The 16,723-nt window shown below is 67.4% G+C and carries 15 protein-coding genes; 8 read left to right on the forward strand and 7 right to left on the reverse strand.

Going from position 1 to position 16,723, the window contains the following annotated elements; translation table 11 throughout:
• The first annotated feature begins 1 nt into the window (after position 1).
• Positions 2-754: a maleylpyruvate isomerase family mycothiol-dependent enzyme gene (locus tag DKM19_RS11670; RefSeq protein WP_110695716.1), complete on the forward strand. Its 753-nt coding sequence runs from the start codon at positions 2-4 to the stop codon at positions 752-754.
• 229 nt (positions 755-983) lie between these two features.
• On the forward strand, positions 984-1,715 hold the full coding sequence (locus DKM19_RS11675; protein ID WP_110695717.1) for an SIMPL domain-containing protein: 732 nt from the start codon (positions 984-986) through the stop codon (positions 1,713-1,715).
• 182 nt (positions 1,716-1,897) lie between these two features.
• Here the strand turns inward: DKM19_RS11675 and nadA are convergent, their stop codons facing one another.
• Entirely contained in the window at positions 1,898-3,052 is a 1,155-nt protein-coding gene (gene nadA / locus DKM19_RS11680; RefSeq protein WP_204358758.1) for a quinolinate synthase NadA, read from the reverse strand.
• Between the two features lie 206 nt (positions 3,053-3,258).
• On the opposite strand from nadA, the gene DKM19_RS11685 reads away from it, so the two are divergent.
• Together DKM19_RS11685 and DKM19_RS11690 are read left to right on the forward strand one after the other, a co-directional pair.
• Positions 3,259-3,627 (forward strand): iron-sulfur cluster assembly accessory protein, encoded by a 369-nt coding sequence (locus tag DKM19_RS11685; protein WP_089205076.1) that lies wholly within the window; start codon positions 3,259-3,261, stop codon positions 3,625-3,627.
• Between the two features lie 133 nt (positions 3,628-3,760).
• The gene (locus DKM19_RS11690) at positions 3,761-4,747 is read left to right on the forward strand and encodes a carbohydrate kinase family protein (RefSeq protein ID WP_110695719.1); all 987 of its coding nucleotides are present in this window, start codon (positions 3,761-3,763) and stop codon (positions 4,745-4,747) included.
• A gap of 122 nt (positions 4,748-4,869) precedes the next feature.
• On the opposite strand, the gene DKM19_RS11695 is transcribed toward DKM19_RS11690, so the two are convergent.
• Entirely contained in the window at positions 4,870-5,139 is a 270-nt protein-coding gene (locus tag DKM19_RS11695) for a sulfurtransferase TusA family protein (protein WP_089205074.1), read from the reverse strand.
• A gap of 25 nt (positions 5,140-5,164) precedes the next feature.
• Positions 5,165-6,301 (reverse strand): cysteine desulfurase family protein, encoded by a 1,137-nt coding sequence (locus DKM19_RS11700; protein ID WP_110695720.1) that lies wholly within the window; start codon positions 6,299-6,301, stop codon positions 5,165-5,167.
• Positions 6,302-6,604: 303 nt separating this feature from the next.
• Here DKM19_RS11700 and coxB point away from each other — a divergent pair, with 303 nt between their 5' ends.
• From coxB to DKM19_RS11720, 4 genes are all read left to right on the forward strand, one after another.
• A complete protein-coding gene (gene coxB / locus DKM19_RS11705) occupies positions 6,605-7,276 on the forward strand; it encodes a cytochrome c oxidase subunit II (RefSeq protein WP_369988639.1) in 672 nt (223 codons plus the stop codon).
• On the forward strand, positions 7,273-8,934 hold the full coding sequence (ctaD, locus tag DKM19_RS11710; RefSeq protein WP_110695722.1) for a cytochrome c oxidase subunit I: 1,662 nt from the start codon (positions 7,273-7,275) through the stop codon (positions 8,932-8,934). Before coxB ends, ctaD begins: the two co-directional genes overlap by 4 nt.
• Positions 8,931-9,326 carry a cytochrome c oxidase subunit 4 gene (locus tag DKM19_RS11715; protein WP_110695723.1) on the forward strand — a complete coding sequence of 132 codons (396 nt, stop codon included), beginning with the start codon at positions 8,931-8,933 and terminating at the stop codon, positions 9,324-9,326. The genes ctaD and DKM19_RS11715 overlap by 4 nt, the downstream gene beginning before the upstream one ends.
• A 155-nt stretch (positions 9,327-9,481) precedes the next feature.
• Positions 9,482-10,699 (forward strand): Ig-like domain-containing protein, encoded by a 1,218-nt coding sequence (locus tag DKM19_RS11720; protein ID WP_110695724.1) that lies wholly within the window; start codon positions 9,482-9,484, stop codon positions 10,697-10,699.
• Between the two features lie 505 nt (positions 10,700-11,204).
• Here the strand turns inward: DKM19_RS11720 and DKM19_RS11725 are convergent.
• From DKM19_RS11725 to DKM19_RS11740, 4 genes are all read right to left on the reverse strand, one after another.
• On the reverse strand, positions 11,205-12,872 hold the full coding sequence (locus DKM19_RS11725; protein WP_110695725.1) for a ubiquinol-cytochrome c reductase cytochrome b subunit: 1,668 nt from the start codon (positions 12,870-12,872) through the stop codon (positions 11,205-11,207).
• Between the two features lie 265 nt (positions 12,873-13,137).
• A complete protein-coding gene (locus tag DKM19_RS11730) occupies positions 13,138-14,799 on the reverse strand; it encodes a cytochrome bc complex cytochrome b subunit (protein ID WP_110695726.1) in 1,662 nt (553 codons plus the stop codon).
• Entirely contained in the window at positions 14,796-15,905 is a 1,110-nt protein-coding gene (locus DKM19_RS11735; protein WP_110695727.1) for a ubiquinol-cytochrome c reductase iron-sulfur subunit, read from the reverse strand. The genes DKM19_RS11730 and DKM19_RS11735 overlap by 4 nt, the downstream gene beginning before the upstream one ends.
• The gene (locus DKM19_RS11740; RefSeq protein WP_089205065.1) at positions 15,902-16,714 is read right to left on the reverse strand and encodes a c-type cytochrome; all 813 of its coding nucleotides are present in this window, start codon (positions 16,712-16,714) and stop codon (positions 15,902-15,904) included. Before DKM19_RS11740 ends, DKM19_RS11735 begins: the two co-directional genes overlap by 4 nt.
• Between the last annotated feature and the right edge of the window lie 9 nt (positions 16,715-16,723).

A 16,723-nucleotide genomic window follows, 5' to 3' on the forward strand; every position in this document is an offset into this window, starting at 1 on the left:
GATGAGGGACTGGAGCCACGCCGAGCACGTCCAGGCCGCCGGGGTGGAGATCGTCCGGATGGCGGACGTCCTGCGGGACGGTGACATGTCCACTCCGGTACGGACCTGTCCCGGCTGGAATTTGGCCGAGCTCACCGCCCACACGGGCGGTCTGCACCGATGGGTGGCCGCCATGGTGCGCGACCTGTCCGAGCGGCGCTACGACCGCGACGGGATGGACATGGGCCTTCCCACCGATCCGAGTGGCTACGCCGCCTGGCTGGGAGAGGGGGCGAAGGTGCTGTCCGAGGCGCTGCTGTCGCAGGATCCGCAGGCGCCGATGTGGTCGTGGAGCGCGGACAGGCAGGTGCGGTTCTGGTCGCGGCGCCAGCTTCACGAGACCGTGGTGCACCGGGTCGACGCCGAGCTCGCGCTGGGCGTCCCGGTCCTGATCGACGAGGACGTGGCGGCCGACGGGGTCGAGGAGTTTCTCGACGTCCTGCCGTACGTGCGGTGGAACCCCGGTGTGGCCGAGCTCAGGGGGGCGGGCGAGACGATCTCCCTGCAGGCCGACACCGGCGCCGGGTGGGTGATCACCGTCGATCCCGATCGTTTTCACCACCGGAGATCCCTCCAGCCGGGAACGGTGACCGTCCGCACCGCCACCTCGGCCGACCTGATGCAGGTGGTGTGGGGGCGGCGCAGCGCCGACGACTACGCCGTCGAGGGGGACACCGGGCTGTTCGGCTGGTGGAGGGAGCACAGCGGGATCTGACACTCCGGCCGGGGCCCGGGTCGGACGCCCTAGGCTCCAGCCGGGCCCGGGCCGGAGGTTCAGGTCAGGGCCCTGCCCCGGCCCGGTACCCGGGGCAGGGCCCCTGGGCCGGTGTTCGAGGTGGGGCCCGGGGGATATTTCACGGCAGGTCCCGGCCCGATGTTCAAAACATGACAGGGCACGTCGGCGACTCCCCGACACGGCTGTCGCCCCGTGATGCGATGAACTCATGAAGCTATCTCACGCGGCGGCCGTGACCCTGCTCGCCTCCATGGGGTCCCTGGGGCTGTTCGGCGGGACCGCGTTCGCCGATCCCGAGACGACGAGGGCGGTCCCCGAAGAGCCGACGTCCTGTTGCGCGAAGCCGCAGGTCACGGTCCGGGGAGAGGGAATTTATGCCGCCACTCCCGATGTCATGCGGCTGAACGCCGGGGTTGAGGTCCGTCGTCCCACCGCGGGGGCGGCCTTCACCGAGGCCCGCAAGGTGGCCGCCACGCTGACCCAGGTGCTGATCAAGGCCGGGATCGGGGTCAAGGACCTGCGGACCAACCAGCTCTCCCTCGGCCCCGAGTACGAGACCTACCCCAAGGTCGCCGGTTACCGTGCGGCGCAGGGCGTCGAGGCCGTGGTGCGCAACATCGAGTCCGCGGACCGGGTGGTCGACGCGGTGGCCGCGGTGGGTGAGGACGTCCGGCTGAACGGCCTCTCCTTCGAGGTGTCCGACACCCGGGCGGCGCTCGAGGCGGCGCGCGACGCCGCCTTCAAGGACGCCAGGGCCCGAGCCGGGCAGTACGCCAAGCTGGCCGGCCGCGCACTGGGCCGCGCCTTGACGATCAATGAGGAGAACGTCGTCCGGAACCCGCCGGCCATGGCCGGCGCCATGTTCGCGGAGAAGAGCTCGATCAGTCCCGGCCAGCAGAACATCTCGGTCGACGTACTGGTGAGCTACGAGCTCAAGTAGTCCTTGGCAGGGCCAGACCCGCGTACATGCCGGTTTTGGGGTACGCAGCCGGCCCCGCGCAGGTGACAGGTCCCCGTGTACGAGGCCCCGTGTACGAGGCCCCGTGTACGTGACGGGCCCCGGCGGGCAGCTGCCCGCCGGGGCCCGTCACGTGGTGCCGGAAACACCGGACATCCCGGATATCAGGGAAGGGCGAGCATCCGGTCCAGGGCGACCTTGGCCCAGTGGGCGGTGTCCTCGTCCACGGTGATCTGGTTGACGACCTGGCCGGCCGCGAGGGACTCCAGCGCCCACACCAGGTGCGGCAGGTCGATCCGGTTCATCGTCGAGCAGTAGCAGACGGTCCGGTCGAGGAACGTCACGTTCTTGTCGGGGAACATCGTTCCCAGCCGCTTGACCAGGTTCAGCTCGGTGCCCACCGCCCAGGAGGACCCGGCCGGAGCCTCTTCGAGCTTCTTGATGATGTATTCGGTCGAGCCGACGTAGTCGGCCTTGGTGACGACCTCGTGCGTGCACTCGGGGTGGACCAGCACGTTGACGCCGGGAATCCGCTCGCGGACGCCGTCCACGCACTCGGCGGTGAAGCGGCCGTGCACCGAGCAGTGCCCCTTCCAGAGGATCATCTTGGCGTTCTCGAGCTGCTCGGCGGTCAGCCCGCCGTTCGGCCGGTGCGGGTTGTAGACCACGCAGTCGTCCAGTGAGAGGCCCATCTCCAGCACCGCGGTGTTCCGGCCCAGATGCTGGTCGGGCAGGAACAGCACCTTCTCCCCTCGGGAGAAGGCCCACTCCAGGGCGCGCTTGGCGTTGGACGAGGTGCACACGGCGCCGCCGTTGCGCCCGCAGAACGCCTTGATGTCGGCGCTGGAGTTCATGTAGGTGACCGGAACCGTGATCTCGGCGATCCCCGCGTCCTCCAGTGCCTCCCAGCACTCCTCGACCTGGTTGAACGTGGCCATGTCGGCCATCGAACACCCGGCTGCGAGGTCGGGCAGGACGACCTTCTGGGAGTCGCCCGTGAGGATGTCGGCCGACTCGGCCATGAAGTGCACGCCGCAGAAGACGATGTACTCGGCGTCCGGCCGGGCCGCGGCCTCCCTGGCGAGTTTGAAGGAGTCGCCGGTCACGTCGGCGAACTGGATGACCTCGTCGCGCTGGTAGTGGTGCCCCAGCACGAAGACCCGCTCGCCCAGCGCCGCCTTGGCCCGCCGCGCGCGCTCCACGAGCGCCGGGTCGGAGGCGGACGGCAACTCGCCCGGGCAGTCGACACCGCGTTCGCTGTGCGGGTCGGTCTCCCTGCCGAGGACGAAGAGCGGAAGTCCGGTATCGGTGGTCGTCACGACCACACCCCCTTATCGTCGAACTGACGACTAATGATGACACACGTCCCCGGGCGCTTTATTCCCGGGGGGAGCCTGGGGGGAAGGGTGTGAGGGAGGTCTCTGGAATGTGTAGCAGGCGGCCGGTGTTGGTAGCTTCTAAGTAGGACGTCATTAACAGACAACCGCTCCAGCCGGGCGGTTGACGCAGACGCGGGAGTCAACACATGTCGGTTGAGAGCAGCGAGACCAGCACCGAGACCGGCGCGGCGCAGGGTCTGATCCTTAGTTCCGCAGCCGCAGCCAAGGTCAAGAGCCTGCTGGAGCAGCAGGGCGAGGAAGGCCTTCAGCTGCGCGTGGCCGTGCAGCCCGGTGGCTGTTCCGGCCTGCGTTACCAGCTCTTCTTTGACGACCGTTCGATGGACGGCGACGTCGTCTCGGACTTCGGCGGCGTGAGCGTCGTCACCGACCGGATGAGCGCCCCGTACCTCGCGGGTGCCACGGTCGACTTCGTCGACACGATCGAGAAGCAGGGCTTCACCATTGACAACCCGAACGCCGGTGGTTCCTGCGCCTGCGGCGACTCGTTCAACTAGGCGACAACACGAAGGCCCCGCGGGGTGACATCAGTCACCCCGCGGGGCCTTCGTGTGCCTGTCCGGTCCCGTATTCTTGCGTGGTTTCACACCTACCGTTCCTTGAGATGCAGACAACGAGGAGAAGAACCCCGTGCGCATCGCCGTCACCGGCTCCATCGCGACCGATCATCTGATGACTTTTCCCGGGCGCTTCGGCGACCAGCTCATCGCCGAGCAGCTCGACCGGGTATCCCTTTCCTTCCTTGTGGACGAACTGCAGATCCGCCGTGGCGGCTGCGCGGCCAACATCGCCTTCGGCATGGGCTGCCTGGGACTCACGCCCATCCTGATCGGAGCGGTCGGCACGGACTTCGCCGACTACCGGTCCTGGCTCGAACGACACGGTGTCGACTGCGACTCGGTATACGTCTCCGAGCTCCATCACACCGCCCGGTTCCTCTGCACCACCGACGAGGATCACAACCAGATCGCGTCGTTCTACACCGGTGCTATGGCCGAGGCCCGGCAGATCGAGCTCGGCCCGATCGCCCAGCGGCTCGGCGGTCTCGACCTGGTGCTCATCAGCCCCAACGACCCCGACGCGATGCTCCGGCACACCGAAGAGGCCCGCCAGCGTGGCATCCCCTTCGCCGCCGACCCCTCGCAGCAGCTCGCGCGGATGCCCGGCGAGCACATCCGCCTGCTGGTCGACGGTGCCGCCTACCTCTTCAGCAACGACTACGAAAAGGGCATGATCGAGCAGAAGACCGGCTGGTCCGACGAGGAGATCCTCGACAGGGTCGGCGTCCGCGTCACCACGCTCGGCCCCAAGGGCGTCGTGATCGACCGCAAGGGCGAGCCGTCCCTGCACGTCCCCCCGGCCCCCGAGCTCGGCAAGGCCGACCCCACGGGCGTGGGCGACGCCTTCCGCGCCGGCTTCCTGGCGGCCCTGGGCTGGGGTCTGCCCCTGGAGCGCTGCGGCCAGGCCGGCAACCTCACGGCCACCCACGTGCTGGAGTGCGTCGGCGGCCAGGAGTACGAGCTCGGCCAGAAGGTCTTCCTGGACCGCTTCGCCGACGCCTACGGCGCCGCCGCCGCCGACGAGGTGGCCCAGTTCGTGAAGTGCCACCACGCCTGAGCCTTCTTATCGGCACGTACGGCCAGGCCGGGTGGGGGCCCACCGCCGCCACCCGGCCCGGCCGTACGACACGCTCCTCGCCCGGGCCCGGCCGCTCGCCGCGACGCCGTACGGCGGAAGGATCAGTAGTTACGCCGCACGTGGATCGCCCAGCCGCGCTGGGGAAGCTCGTAGCTGCCCACGTGGTGGTGCGACTTCAACCGGCACCAGGCCGGGATGTCGCTGAAGGCGGCGGGGTCGTCGGCGAGGACCGCGACGATCCCGTTGCGCGGGACGTCGTTGATCTGCGCGGCGAGCATGATGATGGGGATCGGGCACTTCTTGCCCAGCGCGTCGATGGTCAGCGCCGGGGGCTGTGCGGATCCCTCCGGGGTGGCCTGGCCGGACGTCATGAAGTCTTCACTCCCCGAATATTGATCATGGTTTTACTCCCGCGTCCTCGCGAATCCTTCTCACCATCTCAGGCAGGACGGAGAGGAAGCGGTCGACCTCCGTCGCGGAGGTGCCCCGGGGCAGCGACACCCGCACGTTCCCGTGCGTGAGCACGCCCATGGCCTCCAAAACATGTGACGGACGAAGCGTACTCGCCGTGCACGAACTGCCGGACGATACGGCGAATCCAGCTTTGTCGAGTTCGGTCAGCAACGCCTCGCCCTCTACGTAAAGACACGAAAAGGTGACGATATGTGGCGCGCGCGCGACGGGATCGCCGATGACCTCGACATCGGGGACCAGCCGGGGCACCTCGGTTCTGATCCGGTTCACGAGCGCCGAGAGCCTGGCCGACTCCGTGCCCGACTCGGCCACCGTGGCACGTAGCGCGGCGGCCGCCGCGACGATCGCCGGCACGTTCTCGAAACCGGGTACGCGGCGGTGCTCGCGGTCGTCCTCGGGGAGCGGGGTGCGCCACCGGGTGCCCTTGCGGATCACCAGCACGCCGACCCCGGCCGGGCCGCCCCACTTGTGCGCGCTCGCGGTCAGCACCGACCAGCCGCCAGGCGACGGCATCCGGCCCGCGGTCTGCGCGGCGTCCACCAGCAGGGGCACTCCCGCCTCGGCGCACACCGCCGCGGCCTCGGCGATCGGCTGAACCGTCCCGACCTCGTGGTTGGCGCTCTGGAGACAGGCCAGGGCCGTACCCTCCGCGAGGACCGCCTTCCGGAAGGCGGCCAGGTCCACCGCGCCGGTGAGGCCGACGCCGACCGTCTCGACCGAACCGCCGTCGCGTTCGTGGATCCCGGCGGCGTGCAGCACGCTGGAGTGCTCCACCGCCGAGGTCACCAGGCGGCGGCCGGCCCTGCGCCGCCCGTGCAGGGTGCCGAGCACGCCGAGATGGATCGCCTGCGTGCCGGACGAGGTGAACGCGACCTCGTCGGGGCGGGCTCCGAGCGCTTCCGCGACCTCTGTCCTGGCCTGTTCGAGTAACATTCTTGCCCGGCGGGCGGGGCCGTACAGCCTTGCGGGGTCGGCCCAGCCGACGTCGAGCGCCGCGATCAGAGCCTCGCGCGCCTGAGGGTGCAGCGGCTCCGTGGAGGCCGCGTCGAAGTACGCCACCTTCCAATCGTCGCACCACGCGTGGTGCAAGCGGGGGCTGCGCGGGGGGGCGGGCCTAGTCCGCGCTAATGTGTCCCCCAGCGTAAAGCTGTGAACTACAAGCCGTGAATACGAATAAACGACCGCCCAGGAGTGACTCCTGGGCTTCCTCTGTGGGGTAGGCGATCCGTGAGTCCGACCCGCCGTTCTGCACGGCGTCCGTTGGCCCGCCGCCGGGTGCCACGCGCTGCCGCTCTGGCGCTGCTGATGGTGTCCGCAACGGCGTGCAGTGCCGATACTCTCGATGAGTGGTCCCGTGGCGGTATGCCCGTCGGCGTCACCAAGCAGGCCGAGACCGTCCAGAGTCTGTGGAACGGATCCTGGATCGCCGCTCTCGCCACCGGTGTGGTCGTGTGGGGCCTGATCCTCTGGTCCGTTGCCTTCCACCGCAAGAAGAAGCACTCGAAGGAGGAGCTGCCGCCTCAGGTGCGGTACAACCTGCCGATCGAGATTCTCTACACGGTGGTGCCGATCATCATGGTCGGCGTTTTCTTCTTCTTCACCGCGCGGGACCAGGACTACGTCAACGTGGTCTCCGGCACTCCCGACGTGAAGGTCAAGGTTGAGGGCTTCCAGTGGAGCTGGCGCTTCACGAGCGAGTACGCCGGCAAGACGGCCCAGGTGGTCGGCACGCCCGTCGCCGACTACACACAGGGACCGCAGCTGGTGCTCCCGATGGGCAAGAAGGTCGAGTTCGACCTCAACTCGCCGGACGTCATCCACTCCTTCTGGGTGCCGGCCTTCCTCTTCAAGCGTGACGTGATCCCGGGCGTGACCAACAAGTTCGAGATCGAGACGTTGAACAAGCCCGGCGTCTTCGCCGGCCGCTGCGCCGAGCTCTGCGGTGTGGACCACAGCCGGATGCTCTTCTCGGTGAAGCTCGTCACACCGGCCGAGTATGACCAGTACATCGCTAGCCAGGCGGGTGCCCAATGACCGCACTTAACGAACCTGTCGCCTTCGTGCCGGTGACGACCCGCAAGGGTTCCGTCATCGCGAAGTGGGCGTCGTCCACCGATCACAAGATCATTGGACATCTCTACCTGATCACCTCGTTCATCTTCTTCCTGATCGGCGGCGTCATGGCGCTGATCATGCGAGCGGAGCTGGCGCAGCCGGGCCTGCAGATCACGAGCAACGAGCAGTTCAACCAGCTGTTCACCATGCACGGCACGATCATGCTGCTCATGTTCGCGACGCCGCTGTTCGCGGGTTTCGCCAACGAGCTCATGCCGCTGCAGATCGGCGCCCCGGACGTGGCCTTCCCGCGTCTGAACATGGTCAGCTACTGGCTCTTCACCTTCGGCAGCCTCATCGCCCTGTCGGGTTTCCTTACCCCGGGCGGCGCGGCCAGCTTCGGCTGGACGGCGTACACCCCGCTGTCGAACGCGATCACCTCGCCCGGTATCGGCGGTGACCTGTGGTTCGTCGGCCTGACCATCAGCGGTCTGGGCACGATCCTCGGCGCGGTCAACTTCATCACCACGATCATCTGCATGCGCGCCCCCGGCATGACCATGTTCCGGCTGCCGCTCTTCACCTGGAACGTCCTGCTCACCGCGATCCTGGTGCTGATGGCCTTCCCGGTGCTGGCCGCCGCGCTGCTCGCGCTGGAGGCCGACCGCAAGCTCGGCACGCACATATTCGACTCGAACACCGGCGGCGCGCTGCTCTGGCAGCACCTGTTCTGGTTCTTCGGCCATCCCGAGGTCTACATCATCGCGCTGCCGTTCTTCGGAATCATCACCGAAGTCCTGCCGGTCTTCAGCCGCAAGCCGCTGTTCGGTTACATCGGCCTGGTCGGCGCGACCATCACCATCGCGGGTCTGTCGATCACGGTGTGGGCGCACCACATGTTCGCGACCGGACAGGTGCTGCTGCCGTTCTTCTCCTTCATGACGTTCCTGATCGCGGTTCCGACCGGCGTGAAGTTCTTCAACTGGGTCGGCACCATGTGGCGGGGACACCTGTCGTTCGAGACGCCGATGCTGTTCGCCATCGGATTCCTGATCACCTTCCTGTTCGGTGGTCTGACCGGCGTCATCCTGGCCTCGCCGCCGCTGGACTTCCAGGTGTCCGACTCCTACTTCGTGGTGGCCCACTTCCACTACGTGGTCTTCGGCACCGTGGTGTTCGCGATGTTCTCCGGCTTCTACTTCTGGTGGCCCAAGTTCACCGGCAAGATGCTGAACGACCGCCTGGGCAAGGTGCACTTCTGGACGCTGTTCGTCGGCTTCCACACCACCTTCCTGGTCCAGCACTGGCTGGGCGCGGAGGGCTTCCCGCGGCGGTACGCGAACTACAGCCCGCTCGACGGCTTCACCGACCTCAACATGATCTCCTCGGTCGGTGCGTTCCTGCTGGGCGCCTCCACGTTGCCGTTCCTGTACAACGTCTGGCACACCTACAAGAACGCTCCGAAGGTCACCGTGGACGACCCGTGGGGCTTCGGCAACTCACTGGAGTGGGCAACCTCCTGCCCGCCCCCGAGGCACAACTTCACCTCGCTTCCGCAGATCCGGTCCGAGCGCCCGGCGTTCGACCTCAAGTACCCCCACGTCTCGGCCAAACGTGAGCTGGAGGAGACCCGATGAAGGTCCAGGGCTGGTTGTTCATCCTCTGCGGGGTCTTCTTCGCCGCCGTGGACGTCGTCTACTGGTACTGGTCCAAAGAGCCGGTCGGCACGACGGCGATGGCCATCTCGGTGGGCTTCGCGTTCATGATCGGGTACTACCTGATGTACACCGCTCGCCGCATCGGCGAGCAGCCTGAGGACGACAAGCAGGGCGAGATCAGCGACGGCGCGGGGGAGCTCGGCTTCTTCAGCCCGCACAGCTGGTGGCCGCTCTTCGTCTGCCTGGCGGTCGCGCTCAGCGCGGTCGGCATCGTCATCGGCTGGTGGATGTTCCTGATCGGCGTTTTCGCGATCATCATGAGCATGATCGGATTCGTCTTCGAGTACTACAGGGGTCACTTCTCGCACTGATCCCCACGAGCTTCACCGAAGAACGGACCATGGAAAACTTCCATGGTCCGTTTTTTGGCGTTTATTAGCACCTCTGGCCGGATGTCTTATGTGGTCAATCGCTTACTCCGGGTAATAACAGGATGAGCAGATCAGTCCGGGACAGGGGAGTTCAAGTGGGGCACGCGATCCGTGGTTCGATCCAGGGGGCGGGATTGCTGGTCCTGGTGCTGGCGACCTCATGTTCGTCGACCACCGCCGTCAAGAACGACGATGCCGGGGGCGTTCCGCAACACGCCAACGCCGCCGTGGCCGTGACCCCCCTCGACAGGACGCGCGACGTGCCGACGGACACGCCCATCCTGGTCGCCGCGGACGGCGGGACCCTGAAAGAGGTCACCGTGAAGGCCGTCAAGGGCACACAGGGCTCTCTGCAGGGCGTTCTGAGCGCCGACCACACCCAGTGGCGCAGCCGCGGCACAGCGGCTCCAGGAGCCTCCTACGAGGTCACCGTGACGGCGGTGAACGCGGCGGGCGCGGTCACCCGGAAGACCACCTCCTTCTCCACGGTGAAGGGGAAGGAGACCCTCGCGATCGAGAGCCTCATGCCGAGCAAGGACACGACCGGCCTGACCGTCGGTGTCGGCATGCCGGTGATGATCGCTTTCGACAAGGACGTCACCGACCGCGTCTCCGTCGAGCGGAATCTGTTCATCCACACGTCCAAGCCGGTCCTCGGGGCGTGGCACTGGTTCGACAACAAGACCGTGCACTTCCGCCCGAAGCACTTCTGGCCGGCCCGCACCAAGGTCCGGGTCGAGGCCCGCCTCGCGGGAGTGCGCGGTGGCCCGGGCCTGTACGGCAAGCGGAACCAGGAGATCGAGTTCAAGGTCGGCCGCTCCCAGATCACCCGGGGCAGCACCAACTCCCACCAGCTCACCGTGAAGCGCGACGGCAAGACGGTCCGCCGGATGCCCATGAGCGCGGGCCAGGGCGGCGTCTGGAAGTACCACACGACCAGCGGCATCCACCTGGCCATGTCCCGTGAGCCGGTCACCGTCATGACCTCCCCCGGCATCGGGCCCGGCTCGGCCGGCTACTACCAGATGACCGTCTACAACACCGTCCGCATCTCCAACAGCGGTGAGTACATCCACAGCGCCCCCTGGTCGGTCGGTTCCCAGGGCTACTCCAACGTGAGCCACGGCTGCGTCAACGTCAGCCCCGACAACGCCAAGTGGTTCATCGACAACACCCTGATCGGGGACCCGATCATCATCACCGGCTCGCCCCGCCCGCTGGAGCCCACGAACGGCTGGGGCCACTGGCAGGAGAACTGGAAAGAGTGGCTCAAGTGGAGCAGCGTCAAGCACTTCACCACCGAGGACGTCTGAGCGTCCAGGTGTGACCGTTGCGTTCCCTGAGCGGCCTGCCTGACCCGTGAGTGCCCTGAGCGGCCTTCTGCCCCCCGGCGCTCCTTGAGCGATCTTGCCTGACCCCGTGGCGCCCTGAGCGGCCCGGTCACGACCGTGGCGCTCTCCGAGGCGCCCAGTCGTAGCCGTGACCTCCCTGAGCGGGTCTGCCTGACCGACCCTCCCTGAGCGGGCCTGCCTGACCCGTGGGTGCCCTGAGCGGGTCTGCCTGACCCCGTGGGGCGCCCTGAGCGGCTCCTGAGCGGTTGGCCGCTCTTCTGGCTGTCCGTGGGACCGTGGCCGCTCTCTGAGGGCTCCCTGAAGCACACGGACACGACCGTGACGTCTTTTAAGCGGGTGGGGGATGCCTGAGGTCCGGTCCGCGACCGTGGCGGCTGCCTGAAGCGCACAGAGGTGACCGTGACGAGGCCGTGCAGCCGGTCGTGCCGGCGACGGCACGACCGGCTGCACGGCCGGTGACGATCGGTCAGCGGGCCGGAGAGGACGTGTCGTCCTCTCCCGGGCCGACGGCCGCGTGCTTCTCCTGGTCCTCGCCGTGGCCGTCGGTGAGGGCGATCTTCTCGCCGCCGTAGGCCTTGCTCATCTTGGCGCGGAGCCTGCCGAGTGGATGGCGCATCTTCTCGGAGGGGACGCCGTCGCCGTCGCCGTCGGGGGTGCCACCGTCGGTCCCGGCGATGATCGGGACCGGCTTCTTGTCCCGGATGAGAGCCTCGATGCCCTTGTTCGGCGGGGCGTGCACCTCGATGTACTCCCCGTCGGGCAGGCGCTTGATCACGCCTGTCTCCACGCCGTGGTCGATGGTGGCCGCGTCGATGCGCTGCAGGCCCAGGCAGATCCGGTAGGTGATGAGGTACGCCAGGATCGGGCCCACGATGATCAGGACCCGGCCGACGTAGGTCGTCACGTTCAGCGAGACCTGGAAGAAGGCGGCGATCTCGTCGTTGGCACCCATCAGCCAGAGCAGGCCGTAGAAGGTGATCGCCGTCATGCCGATCGAGGTGCGGTGCGGGTTGTTGCGGGGACGGTCCACGACGTGGTGCTCGCGGTTGTCCCCGGTGACCCACCGCTCCACGAAGGGGTACAGGGCCATGCCCGTGATGATGATGCCCAGCGGGACCAGCGCCGGGATCAGCACGTTCAGCGGTAACGTGCCGCCCGCCGTCCCGAAGAGGTTGATCTCCCAGGCGGGCATCAGGCGGAGCGAGCCCTCAAGGAAGCCCATGTAGAAGTCGGGCTGCGAACCCGCCGAGATGTCCGACGGCGTGTAGGGGCCGAACAGCCAGATCGGGTTGATCTGGGCGGCGGTGCCCAGCAGGGCGATCACCCCGAAGGTGAACATGAAGTAGGCGCCCGACTTGGCCATGAAGGCCGGGTAGAACGGGGCTCCCACCACATTTGCGTTCGTGCGGTCCTTGCCCGGCATCTGGGTGTGCTTCTGCACCCACATCAGGATCAGATGAGCGGTGATGAGCGCCAGCAGGATGCCCGGGATGAGCAGGATGTGGATCGAGTAGAACCGTGAGATCACGTCCGCGCCGGGATACTCCCCGCCGAAGAGGAAGAAGGAGAGCCACGTGCCGACCACCGGCAGCGAGAGAATCACGCCCTGGGTGATCCGCAGGCCGGCGCCGGAGAGCAGGTCGTCGGGCAGGGAGTAGCCGGTCAGACCCTCGAACAGGGCCAGCGTGAACAGCAGGACGCCGATCAGCCAGTTGAGCTCGCGCGGCTTGCGGTAGGCGCCGGTGAAGAACACCCGCAGGGCGTGCACCATCAGGCCGGCGATGAAGAGCAGGGCCGCCCAGTGGTGCATCTGCCGCATCAGCAGGCCGCCGCGGACGTCGAAGCTGATGTTCAGCGACGAGGCGTACGCCTCGGACATCGTGACGCCCTGCAGCGGCTGGTAGGAGCCGTTGTAGACGACGTCGCCCATGCTGGGCCTGAAGAAGAACGTCAGGAACGTGCCGGTCAGCAGCAGGATGACGAACGAGTAGAGCGCGACCTCCCCGAGCAGGAACGACCAGTGGTCGGGGAAGATCTTCCGCAGGTTGCGTTTGAGGAAGTTTCCCGCGCCGATGCGTTCATCGATGAAGTTGCTCACGCCCGCGATGTGCTTCGGGACAGGTCCGACGCTCATGCGTGGCCTCCGTTCTCACGGACCTCGGCCTCGGTGTCGCCACGATCCCAACGGCTGGGACCAACTACGGCGGAGCCTGTCGCGGCGACTGGATATGTCTGTCGTGGCTACGCGGTATATCTCAATTATCCACAATGGTGTCTGACCTGGGCAAATGGGGTCACCGGACGGGAGGCGATCTCGGCGGCGCCGCGGTTCCGGAAAACGTCGAGGCCCGGACACCGTGTGGTGTCCGGGCCTCGACTGTGGCGTCAGCGGTGATCGGTCAGTGGGTCAGGGAAGGCTTGTCGTCTTCGCCCGAGCCCACGGCCGCGTGCTCCTCGTGGCCGTGACCGTGGCCGTCGGTGAGGGCGATCTTCTCGCCGCCGTAGGCCTTGCTCATCTTGGCGCGGAGCTTGCCGAGCGGGCTGCGCATCCCCTTCGAGGGGATGCCGTCGCCGTCGGGGTCGTCGCTGTCGGCCCCGGCGATGATCGGGATCGGCTTCTTGTCCCGCATGAGGGCCTCGATGGCCGGGTGCGGTGGGACGTGCACCTCGATGTACTCGCCACTGGGCAGGCGCTTGATCACGCCGGATTCCACGCCGTGGCCGATGATGTCCGCGTCCTTGCGCTGCAGGCCCAGGCAGGTCCGGTAGGTGATGACGTATGCCAGGAACGGGCCCACGAAGATCAGGACCCGGCCGACGTAGGTCGTCCAGTTCAGCGAGACCGAGAAGAACGCGGCGATCTCGTCGTTGGCACCCAGCAGCCAGAGCAGGCCGTAGAAGGTGATCGCGGACATGCCGATCGAGGTGCGGTGCGGGTTGTTGCGGGGACGGTCCACGACGTGGTGCTCGCGGCGGTCCCCGGTGACCCACTGTTCGAGGAACGGATACAGGGCCAGGCCCGTCATGATGATGCCCATCGGGACCAGCGCCGGGATCAGCACGTTCAGCGGTAACGTGCCGCCCGATCCCCCGAAGAGGTTGATCTCCCAGGCGGGCATCAGGCGGAGCGCGCCCTCAAGGAAGCCCATGTAGAAGTCGGGCTGCGAACCGGCGGAGATGTTCGCCGGGTTGTAGGGGCCGAACAGCCAGATCGGGTTGATCTGGGCGAAGGTGCCCAGCAGGGCGATCACCCCGAAGGTGAACATGAAGTAGGCGCCGGCCTTGGCCATGAAGGCCGGGTAGAACGGCGCGCCGACCACGTTCTCGTTCGTGCGGCCCTTGCCCGGCATCTGCGTGTGCTTCTGCACCCACATCAGGATCATGTGAGCGGTGATGAGCGCCAGCAGGATGCCAGGGATGAGCAGGATGTGCAGCGAGTAGAACCGCGAGATCACATCTTCGCCGGGATACTCCCCGCCGAAGAGGAAGAACGTGATCCACGTGCCGACCAGCGGCAAGGAGATCGCCACACCCTCGGTGATCCTCAGACCGGCGCCGGAGAGCAGGTCGTCGGGGAGGGAGTAACCGGTCAGACCTTCGAGCAGGGCCAGCGTGAGCAGCAGGACACCGATCAGCCAGTTGAGCTCGCGCGGCTTGCGGTAGGCGCCGGTGAAGAACACCCGGAGCGCGTGCACCATCATGCCGGCGGTGAACAGCAGGGCGGCCCAGTGGTGCATCTGCCGCATCAGCAGGCCACCGCGGATGTCGAAGCTGATGTGCAGCGACGAGGCGTACGCCTCGGACATCGTGACGCCCTTGAGGGCGTCGTAGGAGCCCTCGTAGACGGTGTGGCCCATGCTGGGCTTGAAGAAGAACGTCAGGAACGTGCCGGTCAGCAGCAGGATGATGAACGAGTAGAGCGCGATCTCACCCAGCAGGAACGACCAGTGGTCGGGGAAGACCTTCCGCAGGTTGCGCTTGAGGAAGGTTCCCGCGCCGATGCGCTCGTCGATGAAGTTGCTCGGACCCGCGATGGGCTTCGGGACGGTTCCGGTGCTCATGCGTGGCCTCCCTTTTCACGGACCTCGGCCTCGGCGTCGCCGCGCTCCCAGAAGCTGGGACCGACGGGGACGGCGAAGTCCGACGCGGCGACGAGGTATCCCTCGCTGTCGACGGCGATGTGTAGCTGGGGCAGAGGCCGGGCCGCGGGTCCGAAGATGACCTTGGCGCCGTCGGCGGCGTCGAAGGTCGACTGGTGGCACGGGCACAGGATGTGGTGCGTGGTCTGCTCGTAGAGGGCCGCGGGGCAGCCGACGTGCGTGCAGATCTTCGAGTACGCGACGATCCCGTCGGGCGCCCAGTTCTTGTTCGTCCCCGACTTGATCTCTTCCGGACGGAACTTGATCAGGATCAGGGTGGCCTTGGCCAGGGCGTTCAGGTCGTGCTCGAAACCCTCGGGCACCACCGACAGGATGCCGCCGGGGGAGTTGAAGTCCGCCGCGCGGATGGGCGCGCCGGTTCCCTCGACGACGAGCTTGCGGGGCTTGCCGTCCTTGGTCTTCTCTCCCCAGACGGTGTGCCGGAGCTTGCTGGGGAAGTTGGTGTGGGGCGGGCCGAGGTCCCGGAGGAGGACCAGCGGTGCCACGCCCAGCGGTGCGGCGGCGATCAGCAGCGTACGGCGGAGCAGCGGCCGCTTGGTGATGCCGCTCTCCTTGGCGCCCTGCAGGAAGGTCTCGCCGACGTACTCGCGGGCCTCGGGGCCGGAGACCATCGGGTGGCGCTCCTGGACCAGGCTGTACTTCGGCATGATCAGGCGCACCCAGACCACGATGCCCGCGGCCAGCGCCAGCAGCGTCAGGGTGAGCGTGCCGCCCAGGGCCAGGTTGGAGACCTGCGTCTTCTCGACGTCACCGACCTGGAACACCACGTAGGAGACGATGAAGCCGAGGCCCGACAGGAAGGCGATGACAAAGAGGAGGGCGGCGAACTTCTCGCCCTTCTTCGCCGTCTTCTCGTCCTGGAGGACCACGCCGGGAACGTCGACCTCCTCGGTCGCCGGCTCCTCGGCTCCGAGCAGGGAGTTGCCTGCGGCGGGTGGGGGGGTGCCGATCACGCGCCTTGGCACGCGCTCTTCGGGCTGCTCGATGTCGTGATTGTTGTCAGTCATTGGGCCTGTCGCTTCTTCGCGGTGATCCAGATGGCGGCCAGAATGAGCAGGCTGATGCCCACGATCCAGGCCACCAGACCCTCGGTGACCGGGCCGACGCGGCCGAGACCCGCACCGCCCGGATTGGGCTCGTCACGCACGCCCACGATGTAGGCGATCATGTCCCGCTTCTGCTGGGGGGTGATGATGCTGTCGTTGAACACCGGCATCGCCTGCGGGCCGGTGATCATGGCCTCGTAGATCTGCCTCTCGGTGGCCTCGTGCAGCGGCGGAGCGTGCTTGCCCTGGGTCAGGGCGCCGCCCGCGCCGACGAAGTTGTGGCACTGGATGCAGTTCGCACGGAACAGCTCCCCGCCCTTCGCCTTGTCGCCCAGGGCGGCGTCGACCTGCTCGTTCCCGGGGACGGCGGGGCCGCCGCCGAGGGACTGCACGTAGGCCGCGAGCTGCCTGATGGTCGTCTCGTTGACCCAGGGCGCCGGCTGCTTGCGAGGTGCCTGGGGGCCGGGGTTGGCCATGGGCATGCGGCCGCTGCTGACCTGGAAGTCCACGGCGGCCGCGCCGACGCCGACGAGGGTCGGGCCCTGCTTGGTGCCCTCGGCGTTGAGTCCGTGGCAGCTGGAGCAGCTCAGCTCGAAGAGCTTCTTTCCCTCGGCGACGTCGTCGGCCTTGCCGGAGGCGATGGCCGCATCGGCCCGCTCGTTCGATTTGGCGGTCACCAGGGTGTAGAACCCCCCGATCAGCACCAGGGCCAAGAGCAGGACGGCGTATCTCGCGAGGGGATGCCGCCGCCTAGCGGTGATCCTATTCACAGAGATCCC

The sequence above is a fragment of the Streptosporangium sp. 'caverna' genome (assembly GCF_003203775.1).
Classification (GTDB): domain Bacteria; phylum Actinomycetota; class Actinomycetes; order Streptosporangiales; family Streptosporangiaceae; genus Streptosporangium; species Streptosporangium subroseum.

Excerpts from the sequence above, each read along its gene's own strand:
- DKM19_RS11670 (WP_110695716.1), top strand. The coding sequence starts at position 2 with ATGAGGGACTGGAGCCACGCCGAGCACGTCCAGGCCGCCGGGGTGGAG.
- DKM19_RS11730 (WP_110695726.1), bottom strand. The coding sequence starts at position 14,799 with ATGAGCACCGGAACCGTCCCGAAGCCCATCGCGGGTCCGAGCAACTTC.
- coxB (WP_369988639.1), top strand. The coding sequence starts at position 6,605 with ATGCCCGTCGGCGTCACCAAGCAGGCCGAGACCGTCCAGAGTCTGTGG.
- DKM19_RS11675 (WP_110695717.1), top strand. The coding sequence starts at position 984 with ATGAAGCTATCTCACGCGGCGGCCGTGACCCTGCTCGCCTCCATGGGG.
- ctaD (WP_110695722.1), top strand. The coding sequence starts at position 7,273 with ATGACCGCACTTAACGAACCTGTCGCCTTCGTGCCGGTGACGACCCGC.
- DKM19_RS11725 (WP_110695725.1), bottom strand. The coding sequence starts at position 12,872 with ATGAGCGTCGGACCTGTCCCGAAGCACATCGCGGGCGTGAGCAACTTC.
- DKM19_RS11685 (WP_089205076.1), top strand. The coding sequence starts at position 3,259 with ATGTCGGTTGAGAGCAGCGAGACCAGCACCGAGACCGGCGCGGCGCAG.
- DKM19_RS11715 (WP_110695723.1), top strand. The coding sequence starts at position 8,931 with ATGAAGGTCCAGGGCTGGTTGTTCATCCTCTGCGGGGTCTTCTTCGCC.
- DKM19_RS11735 (WP_110695727.1), bottom strand. The coding sequence starts at position 15,905 with ATGACTGACAACAATCACGACATCGAGCAGCCCGAAGAGCGCGTGCCA.
- DKM19_RS11695 (WP_089205074.1), bottom strand. The coding sequence starts at position 5,139 with ATGACGTCCGGCCAGGCCACCCCGGAGGGATCCGCACAGCCCCCGGCG.